This window comes from Prevotella sp. oral taxon 475 (genome assembly GCF_018127805.1).
Taxonomy (GTDB): Bacteria; Bacteroidota; Bacteroidia; order Bacteroidales; family Bacteroidaceae; genus Prevotella.
The window spans coordinates 1120383-1143833 of record NZ_CP072334.1 but is presented as its reverse complement, the minus strand read 5'-3'; the positions used below and the strand labels follow the sequence as shown (position 1 = coordinate 1143833).

Here is a 23451-nt window from a genome sequence, read left to right as displayed (position 1 = left end):
ACAAACCTACCCCTTGTATAAGTCCATAGGGAGCAATGTTTTCTCTATAAGAGAGGCGAGAGGTGTAAGAATGAAATCTTTATGTTTCATACTTGATTTTTTTAGGTCCGTATATATCAATAGAGGCTTGGATGCGGCTGCGAAGGTATTTAAGGGCAGACGGCGATTTAGTGTGCTTGTAATCTTTTTTGAATTCTTGTGCCTTTTCTTGTATTTCAGAGAAAATATGTTCGGTTATAGATATAGTTTTGTCTTTAGCAATTGTGTAATATATTAACCCAAACAAATAAATATCGGCATCTATGATTGAGTTGATTTTTTGGGGGAAACTTTCTGCTTGTAAATAATTTTCAAGTATTTGAAAATTATCTTGAGGGTTTGAATTTAACAGAAGGTTAAACAAAGAATTACCCTCCTTGTTGACTTCTGCAAGGATATAAGACTCGTAGTACTTCTCCATTTTAGTCTTATAGTTCTGCGCAATTCTTCCTGCATCTTCATTATTCTTCCTGTATTGCGATAACAATGATAGGTATCGTACAAAGTCAATAGGGGCATTATTGATAGTTATACTGTTTGCAAATTGAGGAGAAAACCATTTATCAAAATCCTCTTTTAAGAAATATAGAGATTTACGACTCTCTAACTGTGAGAGTGATTTTCCTTTAATATTTATATTACGAAAGACAGAGGAATATAGCTTTTGTTGCTCTGGTTTTTTATCACTGATTGGGATTATAAGAGAGAAACCTATATAGGTGTCCTTCCAAAAGTTTTCGTCCAATTCATAGTCAACAGGGTCGTATTTACTACGGTTTATTTTATTGAGAATACTCTCCTTGTCCTGCCCTTCTATAGTGAAACAGTTGAATTGTCAATCAATTAGCATTCTATCTTCATCATCATCTAAATCGTCATTTTCATTGGCTGTAGATAAATATTCTTTATCTTTGAATTTGAACTTGTCCCTATCTGGGAATAGCCCTATATAGGCAATAGGTATTGCAGATAGGCGTTGTTGCCTGCAATATCCTATAATTAGTTGACAACTTTGGTTCTTAATTTAATTCTTCTTTGACAAGCTTATTCGCTAAGTTCAGGTACGCTTGTCGCCGTTTTTTTCTTAACTACATAATTAGTTGACAGTTGTCTTCTAATTGCAAAATTACTCTTTTATTTTCTAGTTGTGGTTGTTTCTGCCTCCTTCTTTTATTGTTTGACATTAATAATGTGTGCCAAGGAAGTTATGCCGTCAACCTTTCGACTTCTTCCATTGGCGTTCTCATCTATAGACTCTGATGCGGTCTAAACGTGTTGTATAGGTCGATGGCCTTCTTTGTAAGGCGCCTGACCTGTTGCAGACTTTTATCTTCTGTACTAAAGAGCCAGCCGTTCTTGAGCGTATTGTTTATTCTCTCGGGCAGAGCGTTGTGCAATGGATCTCCGGTTTGTGTCATACTGATTTGTATACCAAGAGATTTGAGTTTGTTGACATAGGCGTTGCAGCAGTATTGCACGCCGCGGTCAGAATGGTGTATGAACTGCAAGAGTTCGACATTATACTTTCTGTAGAAGTCGATGCCCATAGAGAGAGCGTTCATCGGACCTTGTCTCTCAAGGGTTGGATGCAGACACCAGCCCACGATCAGGCGTGAAGCAGCATCGGTTACTAAGGAGAGATAAGCCCAGCCTGAAGAGGTTGCTACGTAGGTGATATCCGTAACGCAGAGCTCGCCGAAACGAGTCGGATGTAGCTTGGGCGTTGTGTTGAGAAGGTCTTCATAGATGTGGTAGTGGTGATTGGAGTTGGTCGTCCTTGGGCGTTTGCGACGGCGAAGGCATAGTCCGTTGGAGCGGAAAAGCTCATAGCATTGGTCGCGACCGATGGTAAACTTATCTGCATACTTGCGACGGCATAGCTCGTAAAGGATGCGTATGCCGGCCTTGGGTAAAGAGGTGCGGAGCTCCTGCGCATAGAACACGATGCTGCTACGCAGGACATCTAACTCCAAAGAACGATCCACATGACGGTAATACCCTTGTCTACTTATGCCAAGATAACCGCAGAGTAAACTGACAGGATGACTTACCAGAGCCTGTCTTTCTTCTCCCTGCGACAAGGTCTTGATTACTTGGCAGCGGAGTTTTTTCGTATACGGATGTTGTATTTCTTCTCGGCAAGGTCGATCATCGTCTTGTTGGCCAAACCATAATGTTTTTCAACGGCCAATTCTTTCTCAAGACGTTTGATTTCTTTTGCATGAGCCTTGCGCTCGCGTAATAGCTGCGCTTGGAGTTCTTCGAGCTGAACGGGGATATCTTCTTTTTTCATAAGATATGCTACTGACGAGACGTCAGGTGAGCCATATTCGGTATAAATACGATGGAAAGTGCTTAAGGGGATACCATGACGAGAAGAGAACTCATGCAAGGTTAAACCACTTCTTACATACTGATGTAATAACAGAATTTTCTCTGATGCAGTGTACTGAGACATAAAAATTTAATCCTTTCTGATTGAAAAGGTGTCAACTTATTCAGTACACTACAACTGCTCGCGCAGACAAAGCATTGACAACTTACTGCGATGCTATAGCACAAGGATTTTCTCATCCAAAGGTAGAGGTAATGGCAAGCGAGGTCTTATATCAAGGTTTGCACTTTCCCAAGTATGACACGATTGTGTCTGTCTTGGAAAAGCCACTCTACTTTGCCCCCTTTGGCCAAACAGGATTGCTCACCTTGGCCATAATATGATTGCCTCCTTTTGGCCAAAATAATATTAATCACTTAGTACAAGTATCGTTAGAGTTTTTTGTGTAGATTTGAGGACCCGAGTCCTGGTGTAAGGGGTAATAATAAAATCTATGCAAATGAATAAAAGAATCAAGAACATTTTAAGATGTTATGCGGCAGAGATGGGAATGAAGGAAACGGCATCCACGTTCCATACTTCCCATGAATCCCGACGTCGGGAGCCTTCTTCCAAAAGGATTGAATTGGAGGCTTTGCTTCCCGGATATGTATCCCGCCTGACACGCAAAGGGATGAGTGTCAGGAAACTTTTCAAGGAGTATCATTCCGAGTATCCTGACGGTCTTCAGCTGTCTTCCTTCAAGCGGGCAGTCCGCCAGTACAAGTTCCACATCAAGGTCGTGGGCCATGTCGAGCACTATGCCGCAGACCAGATGTATGTTGATTTTGCCGGTGACAGGCTTGAAGTTGTCGATGAGATGACAGGCGAGACGAAGAAGGCCGAAGTCTTTGTTGCCATCCTTCCGTTCAGTCATTACGCCTACTGTGAGGCCGTATGGTCGCAGCGCAAGGAAGACCTGATCAAGGGATGCGAGAATGCCATGCTGTATTTCGAAGGGGCTCCGGCGGCAATAGTCCCCGACAATCTGAAGGCGGCCGTCACACGAAGCGACCGCAACGAGCCCGTCATCAATGACGATTTCGCCGCTTTTGCCCAGCATTACGGCTGTTCGGTCTATCCCGCCCGTGTACGCCACCCCAAGGACAAGGCCCTTGTTGAAAACGCAGTGAAGCTTCTCTACCATTCCGTTTACCTGGACATAGAGGAAATGACTTTCTCCCGTCTGGACGATCTCAATGCCGCCATCCATGTTTCCCAGAACGATTTCAATGAAAAGGTGATGGCCAGCCGGGAGGCGTCACGCAAGGAGATGTTCCTGCGCGGTGAGAAGGGCTACCTCCGCCCGCTTCCACTGAAACGCTACGTCATGAAAGAGAAAAAGCTGATGACTGTCGGCAGGAACTCCTACGTATCGCTGTTCAAGCACCATTACAGTGTTCCCAAGGAACATGTGGGGAAAGGCATGACGATCCTCTACGATGCCGACACCATGGAAATCTACTGTGGCATGAACCTTGTCGCCATCCACGACCGCTGTGACATACCCTACACCTATTCATGGAAAAAGGAGCACAACCTGCCGGGGCACTATGGCCCTTATGACAAGGATCTTGAGGAGCTCTTCCGACGTGCCTCGGAAATAGACAATATCGTATTGAATTATCTCCGGGAAGTGGAGCGTGTCATGCAATATCCTCCAAAAGCGTTCAGATCCTGTCGGAGCATACATTTTCGCGAAAAATCACTCAGATACGGGGTACAATTGATAAAAATCGGCAAAAAGAAGCTTTCGTAGGGGTACGATGAATGAAAATCGGCAAAAAACGGCTTTCCCAATATTGGGAAGAATAAAAAATGCCATTGGCTGCATTTCCCAACTCTCGGAAAGACGAAAAACCCCGAAAGTTTTTTATCCGACTTTTGGGGTTCGGTTCATTTTGACCCATCCTCTTGCCGGCACCACTCCACAGTCCATGACCGCGGACACCTTCCTTTCCATGCTCCTTGCACGTGAATGGGACCGGCTCTTCAGGTACGGGGAAAAGCTATCTATCATGTGCCCTTGGCCACGAGGCATGTAAAAGAGGATTCCGCACTTTCTATACCAATGCACCCAAACTGCTTGGCGCACTCAAGGTTGCCAAAGTCAAAGGTACACTTGAAACTGAGCTCAAGAAGATGGAGCGTTGCCAGTTACTCATCCTTAACGACCTCTTCATTTGTACCTCTTGATGCCAAGGAACGTCCCATCCTGCTCGAAATTATTGAGGACGGGCATGAAAGGAAATCCACTATCATAACCTCGCAGTACCCATCGTCCAACTGGTATGACATGGTTGGTGATCCGACAATAGCCGACGCCATCCTTGACCGAATCATTCATACGGCGCATACCATAGAATTATATGACGACAGCATGCGTAAGTTAAGGGCTAAGAAAAGCCAGAGTATCTAAAAGGGTAAAATAAAATTGACCCCTGCACCAGGACTTTACAAGGGGCAATCATATTGTGACCAACAGGAGCAAATCCTGTTTGACCAAAGGGGTCAAAGTAGAGTGACCTTTCCACCTTTCATTGTCTTATGTTTTTAGATTGTTGCTAAGACGATTTCTTGGATACGAATAGGTTCAACTTCTGAAAAGAGATAGAGTATAAACTCCTTTCTGTCCTTCCGATTGAGTTCCTTATATAGTTCCCCAAAGGCGAAGATATTTCCGTTGAGGTAAACCGATACCATATACTCGAAGATGTTGTCCACCTCATAGTATCTGCATTGCTGTGCAATTGTCCTGCTTCTTCTTTTCATATATCTGTCTGTTTAAGAAATGAGTAACCAAAATATTCCCCCGATGATGAGTAGGTAGGTCAATATGTAGACCACAATTGCCAGTGTGATGGCAAAGAGTAGCCGAACAATGTATTTCCCCAGCCATAGTCCTGCAAGCCAAAGCCAAAGACTTCCACCAAATAGGGATAAGCCGATGAGGGCAAGTGTTCCCCAAATCAGGGTTTTGTATCTCAATTTCATCTTGTCTGATTTTATGCGGATTCTTGAGGTGAGGGAGTTGAGTTTCCATTTTTCTTTTTCTCTGTCCTCTCGTTTCCGACATTTTTTTTGCGTATTTCCGTCGGGTCGGTCGTTTTCGTTTCAAGGCGATAAAAAGGTAGGGGGCAAGGACAACAAGGTTTAGGGCAAGAATACTACCTGAAGAATGAAGTGTGGAGATTGTTGTCCTAACGGCTTGCCGCTTGATCTTTTTGCCCGTCAGACGCCGGAACTACTTTTGCCGAAGAGAACGAAGACCGATCCCGAGCGAATTTATAGAGTAGAATGTGGAGTGGAACACCGTAGAGGACAGAGTGAAAAAAATGAAGGGCAGTCTTCACAAGTAAGACTGCCACAACAATGAGCAATAAGACAAAAAATAGAATCAGCTGTCTGAATAGAGAGCCATCAGAAAAGAAAAACGGAGAAATTTTCTTCTTTCTCCGTAGATAGCATTACCTTTGCAATAGGTTATTCGAGTTATGCAAAGCGTTGTATATCATTGCAGAAGATAGGTCACTAAATCATTACCTACTGCATTTCATAACTCATTCGGCTGTTGATAGCCAATTACTTAGACCTAAATGATAGATTTTATCAGAAAGCTTAGGTGCTTTGTCATCATTTCTGTACTGTGAAAATTTACTAGTATTCTAATCTAGATCTTTCAGCTTCTTCATCCATTCTTTTTGCCTCAGCTAGGTAGTTCTTTTTGATATCTTTGAAAATTTCAGCGACATTGGGATATTGAAATCTAAAATCATTTTCCAATTTTTGGAAATACACAGCTTTTTCTCGTTCGATATCCCCTCCATCAAATGCTCCTCTTGTTGAAAAACTACGCTTATTAACCAGTCCTAAATAATAACCTCTTTTCAAATCATCGGTGTTTATTTCTTCAATTATCCGGAATATTTTTTCTTCAGGCCATGATAGACAATCTTCAGGATACCGAGCTAAAACTTGGCCTATTTCTTCATCAGCAACCTCCAATCTCCCTATAGATTCTGCCAAAAGTCTTGCTTCTTGAATCCAATCATTCAGTTCGTTTTCATCGATAGAATTATCATCTCTCATTCCAGGAATTCTTTTCCAAGTGTGAAGCAAATGGTAGGCTCTTTCTGCTCCATTTTGAATATCCCCACTATAGAGGTTTTCTCGTTCTTCTTCTAATAATTTTTCATCCTTAGACTTATAAAGCAGTTTTAAGACATCGATAAAAAAATCCGGATTATTTGCTAATTCTTCTTCCAGAATTTTAGGACTTCTTACGTTACGTGATAAAGTTGGGAGGTATAACCATTCCAAATCCAATAGAGTAGGCCTATCAATGTCTGTTCGCTGATCAAGTTCTTCAAAAATCCGTTCTACTTCACAGCCTGCGAGATGAGAGTTCTCATTTGCTTCTTCCGTCACGATTCTTTTTAACATCTCGACTAATAACTCGCTTGGAATTACATTTGGGAAAAGCCAAGCATTTGCTATTGCTGAGAAAAACCGTTTATACCTCAAGAGCATTTTAATACCATATACTTTTTCATCATTGGTAAGGTGAGGAAAATGTGGTTGGATGTTTTGCCAATATTCATCTTGTATTTCTCTATCTAATGAAGCAACGAAGTCCCATAATTGTTGATTTTGTGTTAGTGGGATTAGCACATTAGAAAGTGATTTTTTGTCAAACACTTCTCCTTGTAATTCTCCAAATAATGCATTTATCCAATTGAAGTCATTAGCGACGAACTTTTCATAGATAAATCCGTGAACAAAGGGCATCTGTTCTGGGGTATCGCCTAAGCATTGACAAACAAGTAGAATGTCTCCTTTTGTTGTGACTACTTGGGCTAATATCCTTCCAAAAGTTCTACGGTCTTGCACCTTATTTCTTAATCCTATAACAGTTTCTAGATTAAGTTTCTTTAGCCACTCTTCTACCGCAGCTCTCCTTACATCGTCTACTTTCTTTTGTTGCTGTTCGTAATTTTCGGAGTTGTATCGAAGGCCTTCTGGTAGCTGTGGCCCTTGTTCATTGAAAAGCCAGAGGTATTTTTGGATGATATCAGCTGGCTGAAGTTTGTTGTATAATCTTTCAAAGCGTACTAACTCGGTTTCTGGTAGAGCCCAATCTGCATCAGGAAATGACCTATGATGATTTAAAATCCCTCTAATTGTTTCCCATACTAAAAATTTTTCGTGCTTGATGTTTGGACAAACTTCATCTGCCCAGTCCAAAACTCTTTTTCTATCAGCGTGAGAAAGGCGAGGTGTTTCTTTTATTAATTGAGAGAATTTATCTTCATCATTATCGAAAATAGTTATGAGCATTTCTATTATTGCAGAATGTGTATCCCATATTTCTTTGTAAGTGTAAGACAGATTAGTGTTCTTGTCAAACATTCTCCAACGCATTTTATGAGTTGGAAATGCAACATCGTGGAAACTGGGAAGCATTCTAATTAAAAGAGACCACCCCAATGCTTTTTCCTTTTCAGTAATATGTTTTAGAACCTCCATTCTGTACTCAAACGGTGCAAGAGTTTGATAATGCCACGGTTTGAATATTTCAGTAATGCTATTTATTGGTCTGTTTGACAAATTGCCCCCTGGATCAAATCCAGAGAGTTTTAATAATATCAAACTCACATCTCTTAAATATTCAGGTAACCAAGCCAAACTTTCAAGAGCCCACAATAAACCTGTATGATGACTTGTTTTAGAGAAGACCCCATCTTCCTCTTTGAACATATCCATTACTTCAGGCTCCTGTTTCTCTAAGGATTTTTTTACAGATTTAAGGAAGATTTCTGGAGACGCTTCTGCTATGAGGGGTAATTCTTTGTCAATAGAAATCCATACTTCACCACTTGCGTTATTGAGTAAATCAAAAATATTATTATCAACCCAATCCTGAGGATTGTCTATGTTAAGTAATTCGCCTCTGATTTGCCCTGCTAAAATTAAAGATTGTACCAATCCTTCTCTTGACCAATCAGAGTATTTTCTTCTATTATTGAAATATGTAAGGACCCTGCCTTCTGGTTCAATGAATGGATTTCCAGTTCTAAATGCTATCGAAAAACATTCTTGAAGGTTTTGAAAATCATTCCTTGTAAGTTGAGAGGCTAAGTTTGTCCATGAATCCAAAGGCGAGGTTAATCGCCAAGTTCTACCGATTTGAATAATTGGAGACTCTTCAAAATCCCTCCATTTATTTAGCACAGCTGAATAGTCTGCATAACTCTGTCCAGAAAGCTTTTCAATTAATTCAATATCTCCCTTGAAGTTTTCGTCCCATCTACCCAATAAAAGCGCAGGTATTATATCTCGGATATTTTCTTTATCGCACCATTTTGCTTTATACTGCGGAAATTTAAGTAGCTTTTTAAGTATTGTGATATTTCGTGCTGATTCTCTAGATAGCCTTTCTGCATCTTCTCTTAATATACCACTCTTTATTAATGCATCGACTTGACCATGTCTATCGATTGTTGATAAAGTAATTGTATTATCTAAATTAATATCATCACTAGCACCGAGAGGGACTAATACGTGATTACCTCTCGATACGGCCATATTAAAAGGTTGTGTTTCATCAAATCTTGGAATGATATTCAACGTGGAATTTATGTTATTTCTAACTATTCCACGAAAATTCTCCTCAGTATTTACTACTAATGTTTTTGAAAAGAATTGACCTCCTTCTTCATCTTGAAATGTTTGCGCTGCAGCAATAATGAAAGCAATTGCTTCATTTTTTGTGGATGCTTTTATGGCTACAATTTTGGGTTCATCTAGTAACACTGACTGTAAAATCTTTTTTTCGTGTTCTCTCCCTGCTATTATAATTTCGGGGAAAAGCCTCAAGCCTTTTGGACCAATTGACCACTCTTCCCAAAATTCGTCAGCAGTTATTATGCCTTCAAATGGATATGCTCCAATTCCATCCTGTGAAGCAAGCCAAAGCGAAACCGAGAGAATCCGATCTAACCATTGCTCTAAGTCTATGGAGTCATATGCGATTACATTTTTCCAATGATTTTCCGCTTTTTTTTCTCTGATCCACTCGTCTTTTCTGTTCCAAAGTCTTGGTGTGATAAATATGAATGTAGAATTGCTTGGCTCAAACCCGATTGGATTATTTTTTCTTTTATCATAATCGCGGTTAGCTTTTGTTGTACAATCAGAAGAAGTGCCAAACTCCCACAAAGAAATTCCTTGGGGTACATAAGCCGTTTCTATTTCACAATTTACAATACCGTCCCATCCTCCAATATAAGTCGCACTTCCCCAAGGAATACTAATCTTTGTACTTACGGGGGTTGATGCTCTTACTAATCTCGAGATAAGATATGGCAAAGTCGATTTTGATTGTGCCGTTTCAGCCCATCTTTCAAGATGATTTCTCGTAACTAAATTCATACATCCACAAAATTTATAAGTTTTCTACTCCAAATTTGGCAATTTCATCTATAATCGGCAGTACTTTCTCCCCCAACGGTGTAAGAGAGTATTCCACTCTGGGAGGGACCTCGGGGTATTATTTCTTTTTATCAGTCCCTTGTTACAAAGGAATTTCAACTCGTCAATAAGCATCTTCTCACTGATGCCGGGAATGGCACGTTTGAGTTCTCCATAACGGATTATCCTGCGGTTGATTTGAAAAATGATGAGCAGCGTCCATTTACCGGCAAAAATCTGCATCGACTTTCGCACAGGACATTCGTTATCTGATATTTTTCGCTCCATGACAAACTTTTTTTATTCTTGATAATCAATAAATCTAACAATATAGTATGTATCCTACAATATTGTTGGTACTTGCAGATAGTAGTGCAAAGGTATAATTTTGCGGTGATCTCAACAATAAAAACATGGATTTATGGAAAAGAAATTCGGAGATTATATGCGAAAAGTCCTGAAAGATGCAGATGAGTGTTAAGTGTTTGATAATGTGTGAGAAATACGATTTTATGCAGTAGTTTGCTTAGAGGTGAAAAGTGCAGAAAATGTGGATTTGTGCAGAAGATGCGTTACCAAATCGTTAGTTCGATATATGTTATCGATATGAGGTAACGGAAAACGATTACCACAGTGATCATAATTCCTCATAGATTGGCATTTATGCGCTGAATTACAATGTTTTGCGTAGTTAAAAACGCTTCAAAATCAGGTAACTTTGCCCATAAAAAAGAAGCGTATGAAAAAAGACAAAATGAAGGTGTTGCTCTACCTCAAAAAGGGCGGATTGAACAAGGTGGGGCAGGCTCCGATAATGAGGCGTATTACTTACGACCGCACGATGGCACAATTCAGCAGTAAGCTGTCGTGTAATCCCAAGTTGTGGAACGTGCGTGAAAGTCGGCTGAACGGAAAAAGCCAAGAAGCTGTGGAAACCAATGCTAAATTGGAACGGCTTCTACTCTCAGTACAGGAAGCGTATCAAGTTCTCTGTGAACGAGGTGTGGAATTTACAGCCACAGATATCAAGGAAGCATTCCAAGGCTGTATGCAAGGACGTGTTACCCTATTGCAACAATACGACAGAATGGTGGAAGAGGCGGAAAAACGTATCGGGATAGACATCAAGAGACAATCGTTTGCAATCTATCACAACACAAGAAAGCAATTAAGCCGTTTTATTCTCGACCATTATAAAGTCAAGGATCTGACCTTTACGCAAATTGAGGATGATTTCTTGGACAACTTCCAACATTATGCGAAAAGCAAGCTGGGCTATTCGCAGGCTTATTTTTGCAGGTTAGCCCAATTGGTCAAGAAGACCTGCAAGATGGCCTTTCCATGAGGGAATAACGGAATACCCCATATTGAACTTCGTGAAAATCGAGAAAGGCGATGCAAAGATACCACAGGCATTAGACAAGGTTTCATTGGTAAAATTGCAGAGTCTGAAGTTGAATGAATATGAAAAGGATTTGGAGACTGCACGCAATCTCTTCCTCTTCTCGTGCTCTACAGGGGTGTCCTATTGTGATATGATGTGTCTCAATAAGGAACATCTTTTCTTGATGATGAGGGCAAAAGTTGGTTGAAGTTTCAGAGACAGAAGACCGACTCTTTAAGTCGGGTTAAATTACGACCCGAAGCAGAACGTATTATTGAAAAGTACAACTCGGAAGAGCGAGAGACTCTTTTCCCAAACATCCCTTATACCACTTACCGCTATCTTCTGAAAGGGCTGCAACATCGGGCAAGAATAACAATTCCCATCACTGCACACGTAGGGCAACACACATTCGCAACACTGATAACACTTGAGAATGGAGTGCCGATAGAAACCGTCAGCCGTATGCTGGGGCATAGGCGGATAGAGACCACCGAGCGATACGCCCACGTTACCCCAACGAAACTCTTCGATGAGTTTGAGCGTTTCATTTCTTTCACCAAAGATTTAACACTTATACTTTAAGACCATGCGCAGTACGTTCAAAATACTATTCTATATCAACAGAAGCAAGACGAAAGCAGACGGCACAACGGCTATCCTCTGTCGTATCACCATTGACGGCTCAAACGTGGTAATGACCACAGGTGAGAGTATCGTTCCCTCCTTATGGAGTGTCAAACTTGGCGAGACAAGCGACAAGAAGACAAATCAACGCCTGCAACTCTTTCGAGAACGGATAACACAAGGCTACAATACGCTTCTCTTCCAATATAGGGCGGTCAGTGCAGAATTGCTCAAAATCCATTTACAGGGCATTGGAAGCCATCCAACGACATTGCTTACACTAAGTAAGGAGGAACTCGGACGGCAGGAGGGCAAGCGGACGAATACCTACAACAGTTATCGGAGTTGTGATATTCATCTTAGGGAGTTCGTCAGGTCTCTGGGCAAGAAGGATATATCCATAGCGACCTTGACGATGGACTTCTTTGATGCCTACCGACATTTTCTCATCAAGAGGGGGTACGCACCGCTTTCTACAAACAAGTTCATCTATTGGCTCAGTCGGCTGATGTCTCGTGCAGTAAGTCAGCAGACCATTCGCAGCAATCCTTTTGAGGGGGCGAAATATGAAAGGGTCTTGTGCAAACCTCGCTTCCTCAACAGAATGGAGGTTTCGCAGTTGCTCGCCCTTCCGCTGCAGAACGAGGAAGCGGAGTTTAGCCGACGGATATTCATTTTCTCAATATTCACAGGCTTGGCGTATTCTGATGTCCGCTTGCTCTCCTATGGTCAGATAGAAACGAACAGCGAGGGAAAACGCTACATACGCAGGAAGCGACAGAAAACGGACGTGGAAGCCCTGATACCCCTGCATCCGATAGCAGAGCAGATACTAACGGCTTATCCTCCAAAAGAAAACAATCAAGAGGCTCCCATCTTTCCCACGACACAGAGCAAGAGGCAGGTTTGGGCACACCTTAAAGCCATCGGCTTGGCTTGCGGTATCCGCCAGTCCCTTTCATTCCATCTTGCCCAACATTCGTTCGGAACACTAACCTTGGAAGTAGGAATGCCGATAGAGAGCATCGCCAAGATGATGGGGCATTCATCTATTGCCAGCACACAAATCTATGCTCAAATTACCGACCAAAAGATTTCCTCGGATATGGACAGGTTGATGCAACTATGAAGTCTGCGGAATTAAATAGAAAAGGAGTTTGCTCCACACGGATGAAGCAAACTCCTTTTTAATTGTTAAGCATTGGAATTAATTACATTTGTTTAACCAGCCAATTTTGGCGGCCAATCATCTCTATCTGCTCTTGACTCCAATAGAGGTCTTCCTCTTCGTCAGCGAGATAGGCTTTTAGGATTTCGTAAGTTGTGGGATCGTCTTTTAGCTCTGCCATGCAGTTGTACAAAAGCTCCACCCCTTGCTCCTGGATTTTGAGATCTGCTTTAACGTATTCGATAGGGTCTTTTACAATTTCTCGTCCCTTTTGGTCTTCGATTTTCACTTCGTCTCCGAGGTCGTTGATACGCTCTATAAACTTCTCTACCCAGCCCATTTCTTCAGTGTAGTGTTCTTTATATTTCTCGCCGAGTTTTGTAAAACCCATCGATTCAAAATATTTACCTTGCACAAAGTGAGCGAAAGCTCCATTGGTCAATCCTGTTGTAAATAGCTGTAATCCTTCAATTGTTTTTTGATGTTTCATTTCATTGTTCTTTTTAAATGTTATTATTCTTTGTTTATCAATTTGTAAATTAGTTTCTTTAAAGTATCTACCTCTTCGTTGGTTAAGGATACATCTTTTGCCAGTTGAGGCGGTATTTTTACGGCATTCTCTCTCAGCTGCTTTCCTTTGTCGGTAAGACTAATTTTTACGGTTCGTTCGTCCATCGTACAACGTTTACGAACTATCAGTCCTTTGATTTCCATTCGTTTGAACAATGGCGTGAGTGTGCCGCTATCCAAATAATGGTGTGCTGAATCGATAGACTGGCTTCGTACCACTTTCGGGGCAGACAATGTGGTCGCAGCCACACTGCACGCAGATGAGGACACTCCCCATATTCATGCCACCATCGTCCCGATTGTTACGGGTGAAAGACGGAAAGCCAAAGAGGAAGCCAAGAACGGCAAGCGGAAGTACAAGACAAAGAAGAATAAGGTACGACTTTGTGCAGATGATGTGCTCACGCCCAAGAAGCTGGAGCAGTATCAGACGGATTATGCCAAGCGAATGCAACGGTTCGGATTGGAGCGAAGCGTACACGGTTCGGAAGCCAAGCACCGCACCACGATGGAGTATTACAAGGAAGTCCTAAAATCCACGAAAGAGAAAGAGGCGCAAGAAGCAGAACTCACTACCAAGATAAAAGAGTTGGAGAAGCAGGCAGGCAAACTCCGAATGAAAGGTACGTTTTATTCTATCTTTGGCAACTCTGAACTCGACAAGGCAGAAAAACGTATCGCAGACTTGGAACAGGAAGCCGAACGACAGCGGTATCTTTCGGAAAAGGAGAAGAATGAAATCCGAAAGGAGATCGTTCTCTTGCAGGACACAGTCAAAGGAAGAGACAAAGCCATTGCCGAACTGAAAGAGACCATGCAGGTTTACGAGGAAGAGCGGAATTGGATAAAACGTTTCTTCAATGGTTTCTATCAACTCTTGAATATCCGTCTGATGCTCCAAAAGATGGATTTCTCTGACGATAGAATTGCAGAAATGTATCGCACGGAAGCTCCCCAGCGAGGTACGGCAAAAGCCTATTCGGGGCTGTACAGGAGAGAGTTCACGGAAAAGGATACCGAAATCCGTATTACCAAAGATGAAAAGAAGCGACCACTCCTTACCATCAACGGGCTTCCCATTACCGATTGGTGCGAACAGAAATGGAAACAGCTTATCAATCGTAATCGCTCGCAGCGGTTGTAAATGAAAACCGAGAAGCTCTTTTTTCTTTTATCGGTGTATTTCTATCCCAACAAAACTTTTCGAGAAGAAAATCACGAAAGAACGCTTACTTTTCCTCGCAAATGTGTATCTTTGCAAATAGTAAAAGTGAGCGTTCTTTGGCTATTCAAAACAATATACCTCAAAGCACTCCGCTCATTTCTAAATCATTACCTATACAAGCCACACAATGCTAAATCGCATTGTATCTCAGACAATTAACTCCGTACAGAACTTTTGATTGAAAAAGTGCATCAATTTTACACCGCTTTGGCACAGGGTGATTTTGAAACGGTGGGGGGCATTGCTCTCCGATGATTTGGTATGGTATCAGCCGGGAAAGGGTTCATTGTCAGGCGTTTACAGAGGCAAGCAGAATATTTTCGCCCACTTGGGAAGGATGGCTCAGTTGAGCAATGGAACATTCGCTATCGACCAAGTGGATTATGTGACGGAAAACGGAGATTTGGTCGTGGCTGCGATTAGATTTGCTGTGTCGGCAAGCGGACATTCAATGGAGATGAAGGGGGTAGGCCTTTTCCGATTTGAGAATGGTTTGATAAAGGAAGTCTGGCTGTTCTCCGAGCGAATTGACGAAGAAGACCGTTTTGGACGGCATTGGCACAAGGATGATTATTTATCAAATCCACTAAAACAGGCAGTAAAATAAATGCATCTTACTGCCTGTTCTCATATTCAGTTATACCATCCGCCTTTATTATAGCATACAAGCAACGGAATGGAAGATTTCTTCTGGGTAAGTTTCCTAATAGTCCACCTGCAGAAGAGTTGGGCTTCAGGAGAGACAAAGCGAAACGACAGCATCGTTATCATTTCAATATTGCATAAATCCACAGCACCGCCCTTAAAAGATAGGGTTTGCATAACCTCATCTTCTCTGAGCAAACCCTCTTTGAAGATAGACTTGATATGACTATTTACCTTACCGGAGAATACGCCGAATAAATCGGCAATCTCGCAAACAGACATCCAAATGGTAGTCGTAGGAATGTGTATATTCCCATTCTCGCTGATGGTTATGATTCCACTGTTTGGGATTGCAGGAGATTCCCGTGGTTATCGTCGTACTTTTCCCGTCGATGGAGATTTGGCAAAGTACGGAAGTTGTACCATCCACACGTACCTTGTTGCGATTGATATAGAGTAGTAAAGAAAATGTGCTACGCATAATTCGTTTATTACATTCGGGCAAATGCAAGAAAAAGGTTGATTTATGTAGATTGATGGTAAGTGATTGAGAATGTGTGAGAAACACGGATTTATGCCGTGAATTGCTTTGAGGATGAAAGTGCAGAAAATGCGGATTTGTGCAAAAGATACGTTACCAAATCGTTAGTCAAATGTGAAAGGACGTAGACAGGTAACAGGAAGCAGTTAGCACAATAGTAAGGATTTCTACTGATATGGTGTTTATGCACTGACTCACAACATTTTGCATAACCGAAAACGCTTCAAAAACGGGTAACTTTGCCCACAAAAACAGAAGCGTATGCAAAAAGGAAAAATGAAGGTTTTGCTCTACCTCAAAAAGAGCGGTTTGGACAAGTTGGGGCAGGCTCCGATTATGGGACGGATAACCTACAATCGCACGATGGCTCAATTCAGCAGTAAGCTTTCGTGTCCCCCAAAGTTGTGGAATGTGCGAGAGAGCCGATTGAATGGCAAGAGCCGTGAAGCAGTGGCAACCAATGCAAAGTTGGAACAGCTGCTCCTCTCTGTACAACGAGTGTACCAAACGCTTTGCGATAGAGGTATAGAGTTCTCTGCAAAAGACATCAAGGAACAGTTTCAGGGTTCAATGCAGAACCGCACTACGTTCTTGCAACGCTACGACCAAATGGTGGAAGACGAGAAGCAATTGGTTGGTGTGGAGATTACGGCACGTTGGCACTCGATGTATTACATGCTCCGAAAGCATCTGCAAGTCTTTATACAAGAGCGATACCATACCGGCGACATCACCTTTGGGCAACTAACCGAGGATTTCTTGGACGGCTTGCATCAATATAGCGTGGGGAAACATGGTCATTCACAGAGTTATTACCGCAAGATGGCTTTGGCGGTCAAGAAAGTATGCCGTTTGGCTTTTCGTGAGGGTATCATAGACCGTCCTCTCTTTGACCTTGTCAAGATAGACAGAGGAGAAAATAAACAGCCCAGAGCTTTGGACAGGGCTTCTTTGGACAAGATAAGGCAAATTCGATTAGAGGAGGATGAAACAGAACTGACACTTGCCCGTAACCTTTTCCTGTTCACCTGCTACACAGGTACAGCCTTTTGCGACATGATGAATCTGCGCAAGGAACATCTTGTGCAGGATGATGCAGGGGCTATGTGGCTTAAATTCAGAAGACAAAAGACTAATACCCTTTGTCGGGTAAAACTTCTGCCCCAAGCCGTTGCTCTGCTTGATACATACCATTCGGATGAACGGGACACGCTTTTGCCGACTATCAGTTACGAAACCTACCGTTTCCTCCTGAAAGCCCTACAACTGAGAGCAGGGATTGCCATTCCCTTGACCGCACATATAGGACGGCACACCTTTGCAACATTGATAACCTTGGAGAATGGAGTGCCGATTGAAACAGTGAGTAAAATGCTTGGTCATAGCAAGATTGAGACCACCGAGCGTTATGCCCATGTAACACCGAAGAAAGTATTCGAGGAGTTTGGTCGTTTTCTTTCTTTCACCGCAGATTTAACCCTTAGCCTTTAATATTATGCGTAGCACATTCAATATCCTATTCTACATCAATCGTAGCAAACTGAGAACAGATGGCACTACGACTATCCTTTGCCGTATTACGATAGACGGTTCAAAAGTGGTAATGTCCACAGGAGAAAGTATCTCTCCCCAAGATTGGAGTGTGAAGCGACAAGCGTCGAATAACAAGAAACTAAATCAACGCTTACAATTGTTTAGAGAGAAGATTGAACAGGGCTATAATACGTTGCTTCTGCAATTTGGTGCGGTGAGTGCCGAGTTGCTTAAAAACCACTTGCAAGGTGTCGGAGCAAGTCCTACCACATTGCTTGCCCTTAGCCGAGAGGAACTGTCAATCGTTCAATCCACAAGGGCTTCAGGTACTTACCAAAGCTGCCGTAGCTATCACAGGCAGTTGGAAAGTTTTGTGGAAAGTAAAGGCGTAGCGGATATTCCTCTGACAACTCTTACTATGGAGTTTTTCGATGATTATCGCATCCACTTCAAAAGAAAAGGTTATGCCTTGTCCTCAACGAAACAAAATCTCTTTTGGTTAAGTCGGTTGATGTATAGGGCTGTGAGCCAGCAAACCATTCGGTATAATCCTTTTGAGGATGCCAAGTATGAGCGAGTGGAGCGAAAAATTCGCTGTTTGAGTAAGATGGAGGTTGCCCGTCTGTTGGCTATGCCCTTGCAAAATGGACAGGCGGAATTTGTGCGGAGGATGTTTCTTTTCTCCGTATTCACAGGTCTGGCTTTTGCTGATGTTAGCAAGTTGCGGTACTGTGATATTCAGACGAACAATGCAGGAATACGCTATATCCGTCAGAACAGAAAGAAGACAGGCGTGGAAAGCATCACGCCCCTGCATCCGATAGCCGAGCAAATACTCTCGCTTTACCCACTGAAAGACAAGAAAGAGGATAGCCCCATCTTTGCAACCTCGATGAGTAGAATACAGATAGGCATGCACCTCAAGGCTATTGGTCTGGCTTGTGGTATTCGACAGTCCCTTTCCTTTCATGTCGGTCGCCATTCTTTCGGTGCGCTGACATTGGAGGCAGGCATACCGATTGAGAGTATTGCCAAGATGATGGGGCATGCCTCCATTGCGAGTACACAAATCTACGCTCAAATCACCGATAGTAAGATTTCAAGGGATATGGACAGGCTGATACAACAAAAGAGAGGATAAGGCTAAACAAAAAGGACTTGCTCCGTTTTGTGGAGTAAGTTCTTACTATAACTAATATTGTGTGATGTCATCATTGAAGGCGTGTACTTTTTCCCACAATGGTCCTTTTGCTCCCATTGTGAATACGATATTGCTACTTCGGATAGCCAATAATTTAGAATGAACTTGTAAACTTAATTCTCTCATCAGATTAGGGGGGAGGCTGATAACTCCTTCTTTTCCTATTGGTAACCAAGTATAACCTCTCCCTTTATAGGTTATCAGTTTGCCCATTGGTAGTGTCTGTTCCCTTAGTTGGGGGCAATCTGTCAATATATGACACAGTTTTGAAGAAGAAAGAAGTGGATAGGTCGTTATACAGAAGCCTCCCGTCGCTTTGCTTCCTGTAATCAGAATGATGTTTTCAACATCAGCAAGAGCATATTCATGGATAGCTTGCTTCGGTATCTGAATTGTCAAATCTTCCCGAATATGAGAGATGCCGAAGATAAACTTTCCTCCTTTAGATATTTGTGGCATAGCTTTTCTATTTTGGTATAAAATACTGGTATTACACGCATTTTAATTTCCTCCTTAAATCTCTGACATACTTGGCTTGCTGATATTTCAAATAAATCTTCACAAACGGAATCATAAACCATTTCTTAGGCTCAATGCGTTCTGTAAAGTCAATTGTAGCATTCTTTTCATTGCCACTGAAAACACCGACCCAATGTCCTTTCATTTTGTCATTCTCCATGTCAAACTCCCATCGACAACAAGGTTCTTGTCTTGTTACCGTGAACGTTGTTTTATATCCACTCTTCGTTATTTCTACAAATTGCGTGTCTGATATGACCTCTATCTTTTCAACATCACTTCTCCACGAATAGTCTGTTAGCGATGTTACGACTTGCCAAACGCTCTGTAAATTGCACGGAAACGTGGCTTTTATGTTTGACATTACGACCATAAAATTTCAGAAAAATAACTTTATCTCACAAATCCGTTTTTGTAGAAATCATACCACTGGTCAATCTGTTCGGGACTGTTGGCTTCCAGCAATAGAAGCATCTCACGAGTGAATTCCAAATGTCCTACACCATTTGCCGTAACGATATTCTTATCACTTACAGCCTGTGCTTCCACATAGTTTTCTGCGTTAGTGTAGCCTGTACCACCCCAGTGCTTGAGTTGGTCGAGACCGTTGCCTGTATGTTTTACGTTATTCAGAAAACCGTGTGAACACAAGAAAGAAGCACCGTTACATATCGCCCCGATGATTTTACCTTTATCCAAAGCCTTTTGTACCAATGGTACGACAAGTTCTGCTTCAGGCGAGTTCCAACGGTTGCCACCGATAAGTACCAAGGCTGCATAATCTTTCGGCATATTCTCAAAAGAATAGTCGGGTAAGGTCTTAAAACCACCGATAGAACGGACTGCGTCCGATGTCGGAGCAACGGTATGCACTTCGTACTTTATTTTACCACCCGGTATCACGCCCACATGAAGAGCCGTGGAGAGAAATGCCCCTTCCCAATCTGTGTATTCATTCAATATGATAAATAAAACTTTCTGTTTCATCATCAGTTCATTTATTTTGTTTTCCCTCTGCCGTTACTTTAGCGATGATTTTCAATCTATTGATATGGTAGTAAAACAGAAAAGAAACGCCTCTTACACATGTTTTAATTCAAGTAATGTATTAGTCCTTCCAAAACCACCAATTCAGTTTTTCCTTTTCCCGATGCTCCGGTGGTGTCTGCGCGAAATAAACCGCACATCTGAAAGCATACAATACACAACGATCTTACACCACTCCGGCATAGTCGTTGGATAAGGTAAAGAGGACTTCGGGGTCTTTGCCTTTCAAGTCGTCAATGGAGGTTATACCAATATTCCACAAGTCGGTGGCAAGTGATTTGCCTATTCCATGTATCACTGTCAGCTCCTTAATCGTCTGTTCTTTGGTCATTGCATCTGACGAATTACATGACGAGGTTACCTTCGTTGTCAATCTTCCAAAAAGGATTGTAGGCTACTTCGAACACATAGCCATCCAAATCTTTGAAATAACCGCTGTAACCGCCCCAAAAAACTTTCTGTGCAGGCTTCACAATGGTTGCTCCAAGCCGTTCGGCTTCCTGCATCACGGTATCGACCTCTTCCTCCGATATGGCGTTATAGCTGATTGTCATGCCCGAAAAGGATGTCTGCAGATAATTTAGCGTAGTGTCTTTTTCCAATTCTTGCAGTGGATATAATCCTAAAACTATGCCACCCAAAGGAAACAATGCGTAGGCTTCCTGACTTTGTTGCGATTTCTTCCAGCCTAAGCCCTCGTAGAAAGCCAATGCCTTTTGAAAGTCTTTTACTCCCAATGTGATTAAAGTGAGTTTCTGTTTCATAAGTCTATACACTATGGAATTTGCTACAAAGTTACTCAATCATAAGAAGAAAGACAAGGAAACAGCAAAAAAATGCTTCTTACGAATACTTTATCTCCGATAATTCTCTTGCAATAGTCGGTTGATGTCGGATAGAGGATTTTCCCTGCAATTTGGGTGTAGGGAATAATACCCTTGTCTCGATAATCCTGCAAGGTGCGGGGGCTGATGAAAAGGTGTTCGCAAACCTCTCGCCCTGTGAGATAGATTTCTCCCCCGAAGAGCGGACGGTGCGTTTGGGCAACTTCCCGAATACGTTTGCTTACTTCTTGAATACCCGAAATGAGTTGTTTCATTTCGGGTGTTTCTTTGTTAATGGTCTCGTATTCCATAATCGTAGTTATTGATGGTTGGACTTTTCAAAGAGTGCTCTCACATCCTCACGTTTGTAATAGCACTTATGCCCGATTTGGATAAAGGGCAATACGGACGTGTCCCGATAGTGCTGGAGTGTCCGTTTGCTGATGTTCAATATTCGGCACACATCCCCGTTGTGCAACAGGTCGGGGATTTCGGGCTTCGTGCCGAAATATTCTCTCATACAAAGAGCCAGCTCTTCGATGCTCTTTTCCAGTTCCTCCCAAGCAGAGGTGTCGATGGCGGTAAATCTCATATCAATATCGTTTTAATTGTCATTTTTACTTCGTTCGGTGCAAATGTACGCAGGCGAAATCCTTGTCCCAACACCTGATGAAATCAAGGGAAACAGCAGGAACTCGCAGGCAAAAGTACAAGCGTAATTCTTTCATTTCAAAAACTTTAAACCAAGTGCGTACTTGTGGCTTTGATATGGTATGAAATGGCTCCCTCACCGATAAAAAATACTCTCCTCCTTTGTTTCTGGTGAAGAATGATGCAGGCATTAGCAATTCGACGAAGTCGCTTGTAAAACCATTCTCCTCTCTGTTCTCTTCTTTTGAGCATTTTCGTTCCGATTTCTCCTGTTTATTCCACCCATTTTCGGAGCATTTTTCTGTACCCCGAAGCAACAGCCTCGCAATCCTTGGTAATATGTGTTCGGATCTCTAACTTAGTTTCAGCATCCGTTTTCGGATGAAAGTTCAAAATCAAGCAAACAGAAGAAGTACAAACAATGAAAGGAAACGAGCTAAGCAGGAATGCCATAGATACTTTCTTCTTTCACTGTGAAAGAATATATACAGTGAAAGGAAAAAAAGCAGAGAATGGCTTTTTGCTTTTTACCTGCTGACAAGTATTACAAGGCTCGTCCTCCGTGAACTGACAGCCTTTTCTCTTTCACTGTTTATAACTAAATTTTATTCATTCAAGAATTAACAAATCAATTTATGGAATCAAGATATTATGACCTCCCCACTATCAAGGCGATACCGATAGCAGACTATCTGCCCGCCTGCGGTATCGAACCTACCAAACGTTACAACGACTATGCCCTCTATCACGCTCCCTACCGAGAAGACCCGAATGCCAGCCTGAAAGTGGATTTTCGGCAAAACCTGTGGCACGACTACGGCACAAGTCAGGGCGGAAGCATCATCGACCTTGTGATGCGGATAAAAGGATGCAGTGCCTACGAAGCAATGGCACATCTTGCCGAAGGAAAAGTGATAACTCTCGCACCCTCTTTCTTTCATCGTGCAACAACCACTACTGCAACCAATCCCACAAGCACAAGGCATATTCTTTCCATCAGCGAAGAATTGCCCTTGCATCTGCAAAGCTATCTCCGAGAGGTACGCAAGATAAACCTTGCCGTATCAAGCTCTTATCTCCGTCATATTCGCTATGAGGTGGGAAAACGGGAATACTCTGCCATCGGTTTTTCCAATCGTGCAGGAGGGTATGAGCTTCGGGACGACAAGACGTTCAAAGGAACAATCGCCCCAAAGGACATATTCGTAATTGCAGGAGAAGCGAACAACATCCCTCACTGCATCTTCGAGGGCTTTATGGACTTCCTTTCCTATCTCACGATGAAAGGAAAAGAAATCGCTCCCTGCCTTGTGCTGAACTCCGTAAGCAATATCCATAGAGCCGTTGCATATCTCCGTGAGCATCGTATTGCACACGTCCGTGCGTTTCTTGACAACGATGAAGCAGGACGGCAAGCCTTGCAGGTTTCTTCAATCGACAGGAATGAGCGTAGAGGACATGAGCCGACATTATGGCGGATATAAAGACCTTAACGAGTACCACGTTTCTCGCCAGAAAGCGATGAAACAGAGACAGAAGAAACCTCAATCGATTGTCAAACGGGGATTTCGCAGATAAGGCAAAAGAGTGCAATCAAAACCAAAAATCAATCGGGTATCCTTAGGGACTAAAA

Annotated in this window: 19 protein-coding genes and 9 pseudogenes; 10 read left to right on the top strand and 18 right to left on the bottom strand. The window is 42.3% G+C overall.

The genetic code is table 11. From position 1 onward, the window contains the following. Nucleotides 1–79: 79 nt before the first annotated feature. The 3 genes from J5A66_RS04430 to J5A66_RS10175 all read right to left on the bottom strand — a co-directional run bounded on the left by J5A66_RS04430 (nt 80) and on the right by J5A66_RS10175 (nt 2332). Nucleotides 80–784, bottom strand: a complete 705-nt coding sequence (locus J5A66_RS04430; RefSeq protein WP_211791266.1) for a hypothetical protein — start codon at nt 782–784, stop codon at nt 80–82. A gap of 502 nt (nt 785–1286) precedes the next feature. Continuing rightward, nucleotides 1287–2120, bottom strand: coding sequence for an IS3 family transposase (locus J5A66_RS04425; protein WP_211791265.1), 834 nt, complete (start codon nt 2118–2120; stop codon nt 1287–1289). An 8-nt stretch (nt 2121–2128) separates the two neighbouring features. Continuing rightward, nucleotides 2129–2332 (bottom strand): hypothetical protein, encoded by a 204-nt coding sequence (locus J5A66_RS10175; protein WP_249110032.1) that lies wholly within the window; start codon nt 2330–2332, stop codon nt 2129–2131. Nucleotides 2333–2550: 218 nt separating this feature from the next. Here J5A66_RS10175 and J5A66_RS10170 point away from each other — a divergent pair. The 3 genes and pseudogenes from J5A66_RS10170 to J5A66_RS04405 form a co-directional block, all read left to right on the top strand. Further along, a pseudogene (locus tag J5A66_RS10170) lies at nt 2551–2697 on the top strand (DUF1896 family protein); the annotation flags it as partial. A 176-nt stretch (nt 2698–2873) separates the two neighbouring features. Further along, nucleotides 2874–4172, top strand: a complete 1299-nt coding sequence (gene istA / locus J5A66_RS04410; protein ID WP_249110031.1) for an IS21 family transposase — start codon at nt 2874–2876, stop codon at nt 4170–4172. Between the two features lie 7 nt (nt 4173–4179). Then, nucleotides 4180–4832, top strand: a pseudogene (locus J5A66_RS04405) (ATP-binding protein). A gap of 134 nt (nt 4833–4966) precedes the next feature. Here J5A66_RS04405 and J5A66_RS04400 read toward each other — a convergent pair. The 4 genes and pseudogenes from J5A66_RS04400 to J5A66_RS10225 all read right to left on the bottom strand — a co-directional run bounded on the left by J5A66_RS04400 (nt 4967) and on the right by J5A66_RS10225 (nt 10171). Then, nucleotides 4967–5185: a hypothetical protein gene (locus tag J5A66_RS04400; protein WP_211791262.1), complete on the bottom strand. Its 219-nt coding sequence runs from the start codon at nt 5183–5185 to the stop codon at nt 4967–4969. 12 nt (nt 5186–5197) lie between these two features. Then, nucleotides 5198–5407, bottom strand: coding sequence for a hypothetical protein (locus J5A66_RS04395; protein WP_211791261.1), 210 nt, complete (start codon nt 5405–5407; stop codon nt 5198–5200). Nucleotides 5408–6070: 663 nt separating this feature from the next. Further along, nucleotides 6071–9844 carry a hypothetical protein gene (locus J5A66_RS04390; RefSeq protein ID WP_211791260.1) on the bottom strand — a complete coding sequence of 1258 codons (3774 nt, stop codon included), beginning with the start codon at nt 9842–9844 and terminating at the stop codon, nt 6071–6073. Between the two features lie 13 nt (nt 9845–9857). Continuing rightward, a pseudogene (locus tag J5A66_RS10225) lies at nt 9858–10171 on the bottom strand (winged helix-turn-helix transcriptional regulator). A gap of 451 nt (nt 10172–10622) precedes the next feature. Here J5A66_RS10225 and J5A66_RS04380 point away from each other — a divergent pair. Both J5A66_RS04380 and J5A66_RS04375 read left to right on the top strand, forming a co-directional pair. Next, nucleotides 10623–11852 (top strand): annotated as a pseudogene (locus J5A66_RS04380) (tyrosine-type recombinase/integrase). A 4-nt stretch (nt 11853–11856) separates the two neighbouring features. After that, nucleotides 11857–13023, top strand: coding sequence for a site-specific integrase (locus J5A66_RS04375; protein WP_211791259.1), 1167 nt, complete (start codon nt 11857–11859; stop codon nt 13021–13023). Between the two features lie 82 nt (nt 13024–13105). On the opposite strand, the gene J5A66_RS04370 is transcribed toward J5A66_RS04375, so the two are convergent. Next, nucleotides 13106–13552 (bottom strand): bacterioferritin, encoded by a 447-nt coding sequence (locus J5A66_RS04370; RefSeq protein ID WP_211791258.1) that lies wholly within the window; start codon nt 13550–13552, stop codon nt 13106–13108. A gap of 23 nt (nt 13553–13575) precedes the next feature. Next, nucleotides 13576–13776 carry a MarR family winged helix-turn-helix transcriptional regulator gene (locus J5A66_RS04365; RefSeq protein WP_211791257.1) on the bottom strand — a complete coding sequence of 67 codons (201 nt, stop codon included), beginning with the start codon at nt 13774–13776 and terminating at the stop codon, nt 13576–13578. A gap of 40 nt (nt 13777–13816) precedes the next feature. Between J5A66_RS04365 and mobV the strand changes: the two are divergent. Together mobV and J5A66_RS04355 are read left to right on the top strand one after the other, a co-directional pair. Then, nucleotides 13817–14776: pseudogene (gene mobV, locus J5A66_RS04360) on the top strand (MobV family relaxase); the annotation flags it as partial. Between the two features lie 259 nt (nt 14777–15035). Beyond that, entirely contained in the window at nt 15036–15464 is a 429-nt protein-coding gene (locus J5A66_RS04355; RefSeq protein ID WP_249110028.1) for a nuclear transport factor 2 family protein, read from the top strand. A 26-nt stretch (nt 15465–15490) separates the two neighbouring features. Here the strand turns inward: J5A66_RS04355 and J5A66_RS10165 are convergent, their stop codons facing one another. Then, the gene (locus J5A66_RS10165) at nt 15491–15838 is read right to left on the bottom strand and encodes a hypothetical protein (protein WP_371742876.1); all 348 of its coding nucleotides are present in this window, start codon (nt 15836–15838) and stop codon (nt 15491–15493) included. Beyond that, a pseudogene (locus J5A66_RS04350) lies at nt 15837–15983 on the bottom strand (Arm DNA-binding domain-containing protein); the annotation flags it as partial. The gene J5A66_RS10165 and the pseudogene J5A66_RS04350, both read right to left, overlap by 2 nt. Nucleotides 15984–16304: 321 nt before the next feature. On the opposite strand from J5A66_RS04350, the gene J5A66_RS04345 reads away from it, so the two are divergent. Together J5A66_RS04345 and J5A66_RS04340 are read left to right on the top strand one after the other, a co-directional pair. Further along, nucleotides 16305–17534, top strand: coding sequence for a site-specific integrase (locus J5A66_RS04345; protein ID WP_211791256.1), 1230 nt, complete (start codon nt 16305–16307; stop codon nt 17532–17534). A 4-nt stretch (nt 17535–17538) separates the two neighbouring features. Further along, nucleotides 17539–18717, top strand: a complete 1179-nt coding sequence (locus J5A66_RS04340) for a site-specific integrase (protein ID WP_211791255.1) — start codon at nt 17539–17541, stop codon at nt 18715–18717. 51 nt (nt 18718–18768) lie between these two features. On the opposite strand, the gene J5A66_RS04335 is transcribed toward J5A66_RS04340, so the two are convergent. From J5A66_RS04335 to J5A66_RS04310, 7 genes and pseudogenes are all read right to left on the bottom strand, one after another. Beyond that, complete coding sequence (locus J5A66_RS04335; RefSeq protein ID WP_211791254.1) at nt 18769–19236, bottom strand: hypothetical protein; 468 nt, start codon at nt 19234–19236, stop codon at nt 18769–18771. Nucleotides 19237–19267: 31 nt separating this feature from the next. Further along, on the bottom strand, nt 19268–19669 hold the full coding sequence (locus tag J5A66_RS10255) for a polyketide cyclase (protein ID WP_371742871.1): 402 nt from the start codon (nt 19667–19669) through the stop codon (nt 19268–19270). Between the two features lie 20 nt (nt 19670–19689). Next, on the bottom strand, nt 19690–20283 hold the full coding sequence (locus tag J5A66_RS04330) for a type 1 glutamine amidotransferase family protein (protein ID WP_371742875.1): 594 nt from the start codon (nt 20281–20283) through the stop codon (nt 19690–19692). A 121-nt stretch (nt 20284–20404) separates the two neighbouring features. Then, nucleotides 20405–20674: pseudogene (locus J5A66_RS04325) on the bottom strand (helix-hairpin-helix domain-containing protein). Nucleotides 20675–20687: 13 nt separating this feature from the next. Next, on the bottom strand, nt 20688–21107 hold the full coding sequence (locus tag J5A66_RS04320; RefSeq protein WP_211791252.1) for a VOC family protein: 420 nt from the start codon (nt 21105–21107) through the stop codon (nt 20688–20690). A gap of 90 nt (nt 21108–21197) precedes the next feature. Beyond that, nucleotides 21198–21478, bottom strand: a pseudogene (locus J5A66_RS04315) (helix-turn-helix domain-containing protein). Nucleotides 21479–21486: 8 nt separating this feature from the next. Beyond that, nucleotides 21487–21759, bottom strand: coding sequence for a helix-turn-helix domain-containing protein (locus J5A66_RS04310; protein WP_211791251.1), 273 nt, complete (start codon nt 21757–21759; stop codon nt 21487–21489). 694 nt (nt 21760–22453) lie between these two features. Between J5A66_RS04310 and J5A66_RS04305 the strand changes: the two are divergent. Continuing rightward, nucleotides 22454–23396: pseudogene (locus J5A66_RS04305) on the top strand (toprim domain-containing protein). Nucleotides 23397–23451 lie beyond the last annotated feature (55 nt).

Bases quoted from the DNA above. Each gene is read 5' to 3' on its own strand.
- J5A66_RS04310 (WP_211791251.1), bottom strand. From the start codon at position 21,759: ATGAGATTTACCGCCATCGACACCTCTGCTTGGGAGGAACTGGAAAAG.
- J5A66_RS04400 (WP_211791262.1), bottom strand. From the start codon at position 5,185: ATGAAAAGAAGAAGCAGGACAATTGCACAGCAATGCAGATACTATGAG.
- J5A66_RS04390 (WP_211791260.1), bottom strand. From the start codon at position 9,844: ATGAATTTAGTTACGAGAAATCATCTTGAAAGATGGGCTGAAACGGCA.
- istA (WP_249110031.1), top strand. From the start codon at position 2,874: ATGAATAAAAGAATCAAGAACATTTTAAGATGTTATGCGGCAGAGATG.
- J5A66_RS04320 (WP_211791252.1), bottom strand. From the start codon at position 21,107: ATGAAACAGAAACTCACTTTAATCACATTGGGAGTAAAAGACTTTCAA.
- J5A66_RS04345 (WP_211791256.1), top strand. From the start codon at position 16,305: ATGCAAAAAGGAAAAATGAAGGTTTTGCTCTACCTCAAAAAGAGCGGT.
- J5A66_RS04340 (WP_211791255.1), top strand. From the start codon at position 17,539: ATGCGTAGCACATTCAATATCCTATTCTACATCAATCGTAGCAAACTG.
- J5A66_RS04395 (WP_211791261.1), bottom strand. From the start codon at position 5,407: ATGAAATTGAGATACAAAACCCTGATTTGGGGAACACTTGCCCTCATC.
- J5A66_RS04330 (WP_371742875.1), bottom strand. From the start codon at position 20,283: ATGAAACAGAAAGTTTTATTTATCATATTGAATGAATACACAGATTGG.
- J5A66_RS10255 (WP_371742871.1), bottom strand. From the start codon at position 19,669: ATGGTCGTAATGTCAAACATAAAAGCCACGTTTCCGTGCAATTTACAG.
- J5A66_RS04375 (WP_211791259.1), top strand. From the start codon at position 11,857: ATGCGCAGTACGTTCAAAATACTATTCTATATCAACAGAAGCAAGACG.
- J5A66_RS04365 (WP_211791257.1), bottom strand. From the start codon at position 13,776: ATGGAAATCAAAGGACTGATAGTTCGTAAACGTTGTACGATGGACGAA.
- J5A66_RS04335 (WP_211791254.1), bottom strand. From the start codon at position 19,236: ATGCCACAAATATCTAAAGGAGGAAAGTTTATCTTCGGCATCTCTCAT.
- J5A66_RS04370 (WP_211791258.1), bottom strand. From the start codon at position 13,552: ATGAAACATCAAAAAACAATTGAAGGATTACAGCTATTTACAACAGGA.
- J5A66_RS10175 (WP_249110032.1), bottom strand. From the start codon at position 2,332: ATGAAAAAAGAAGATATCCCCGTTCAGCTCGAAGAACTCCAAGCGCAG.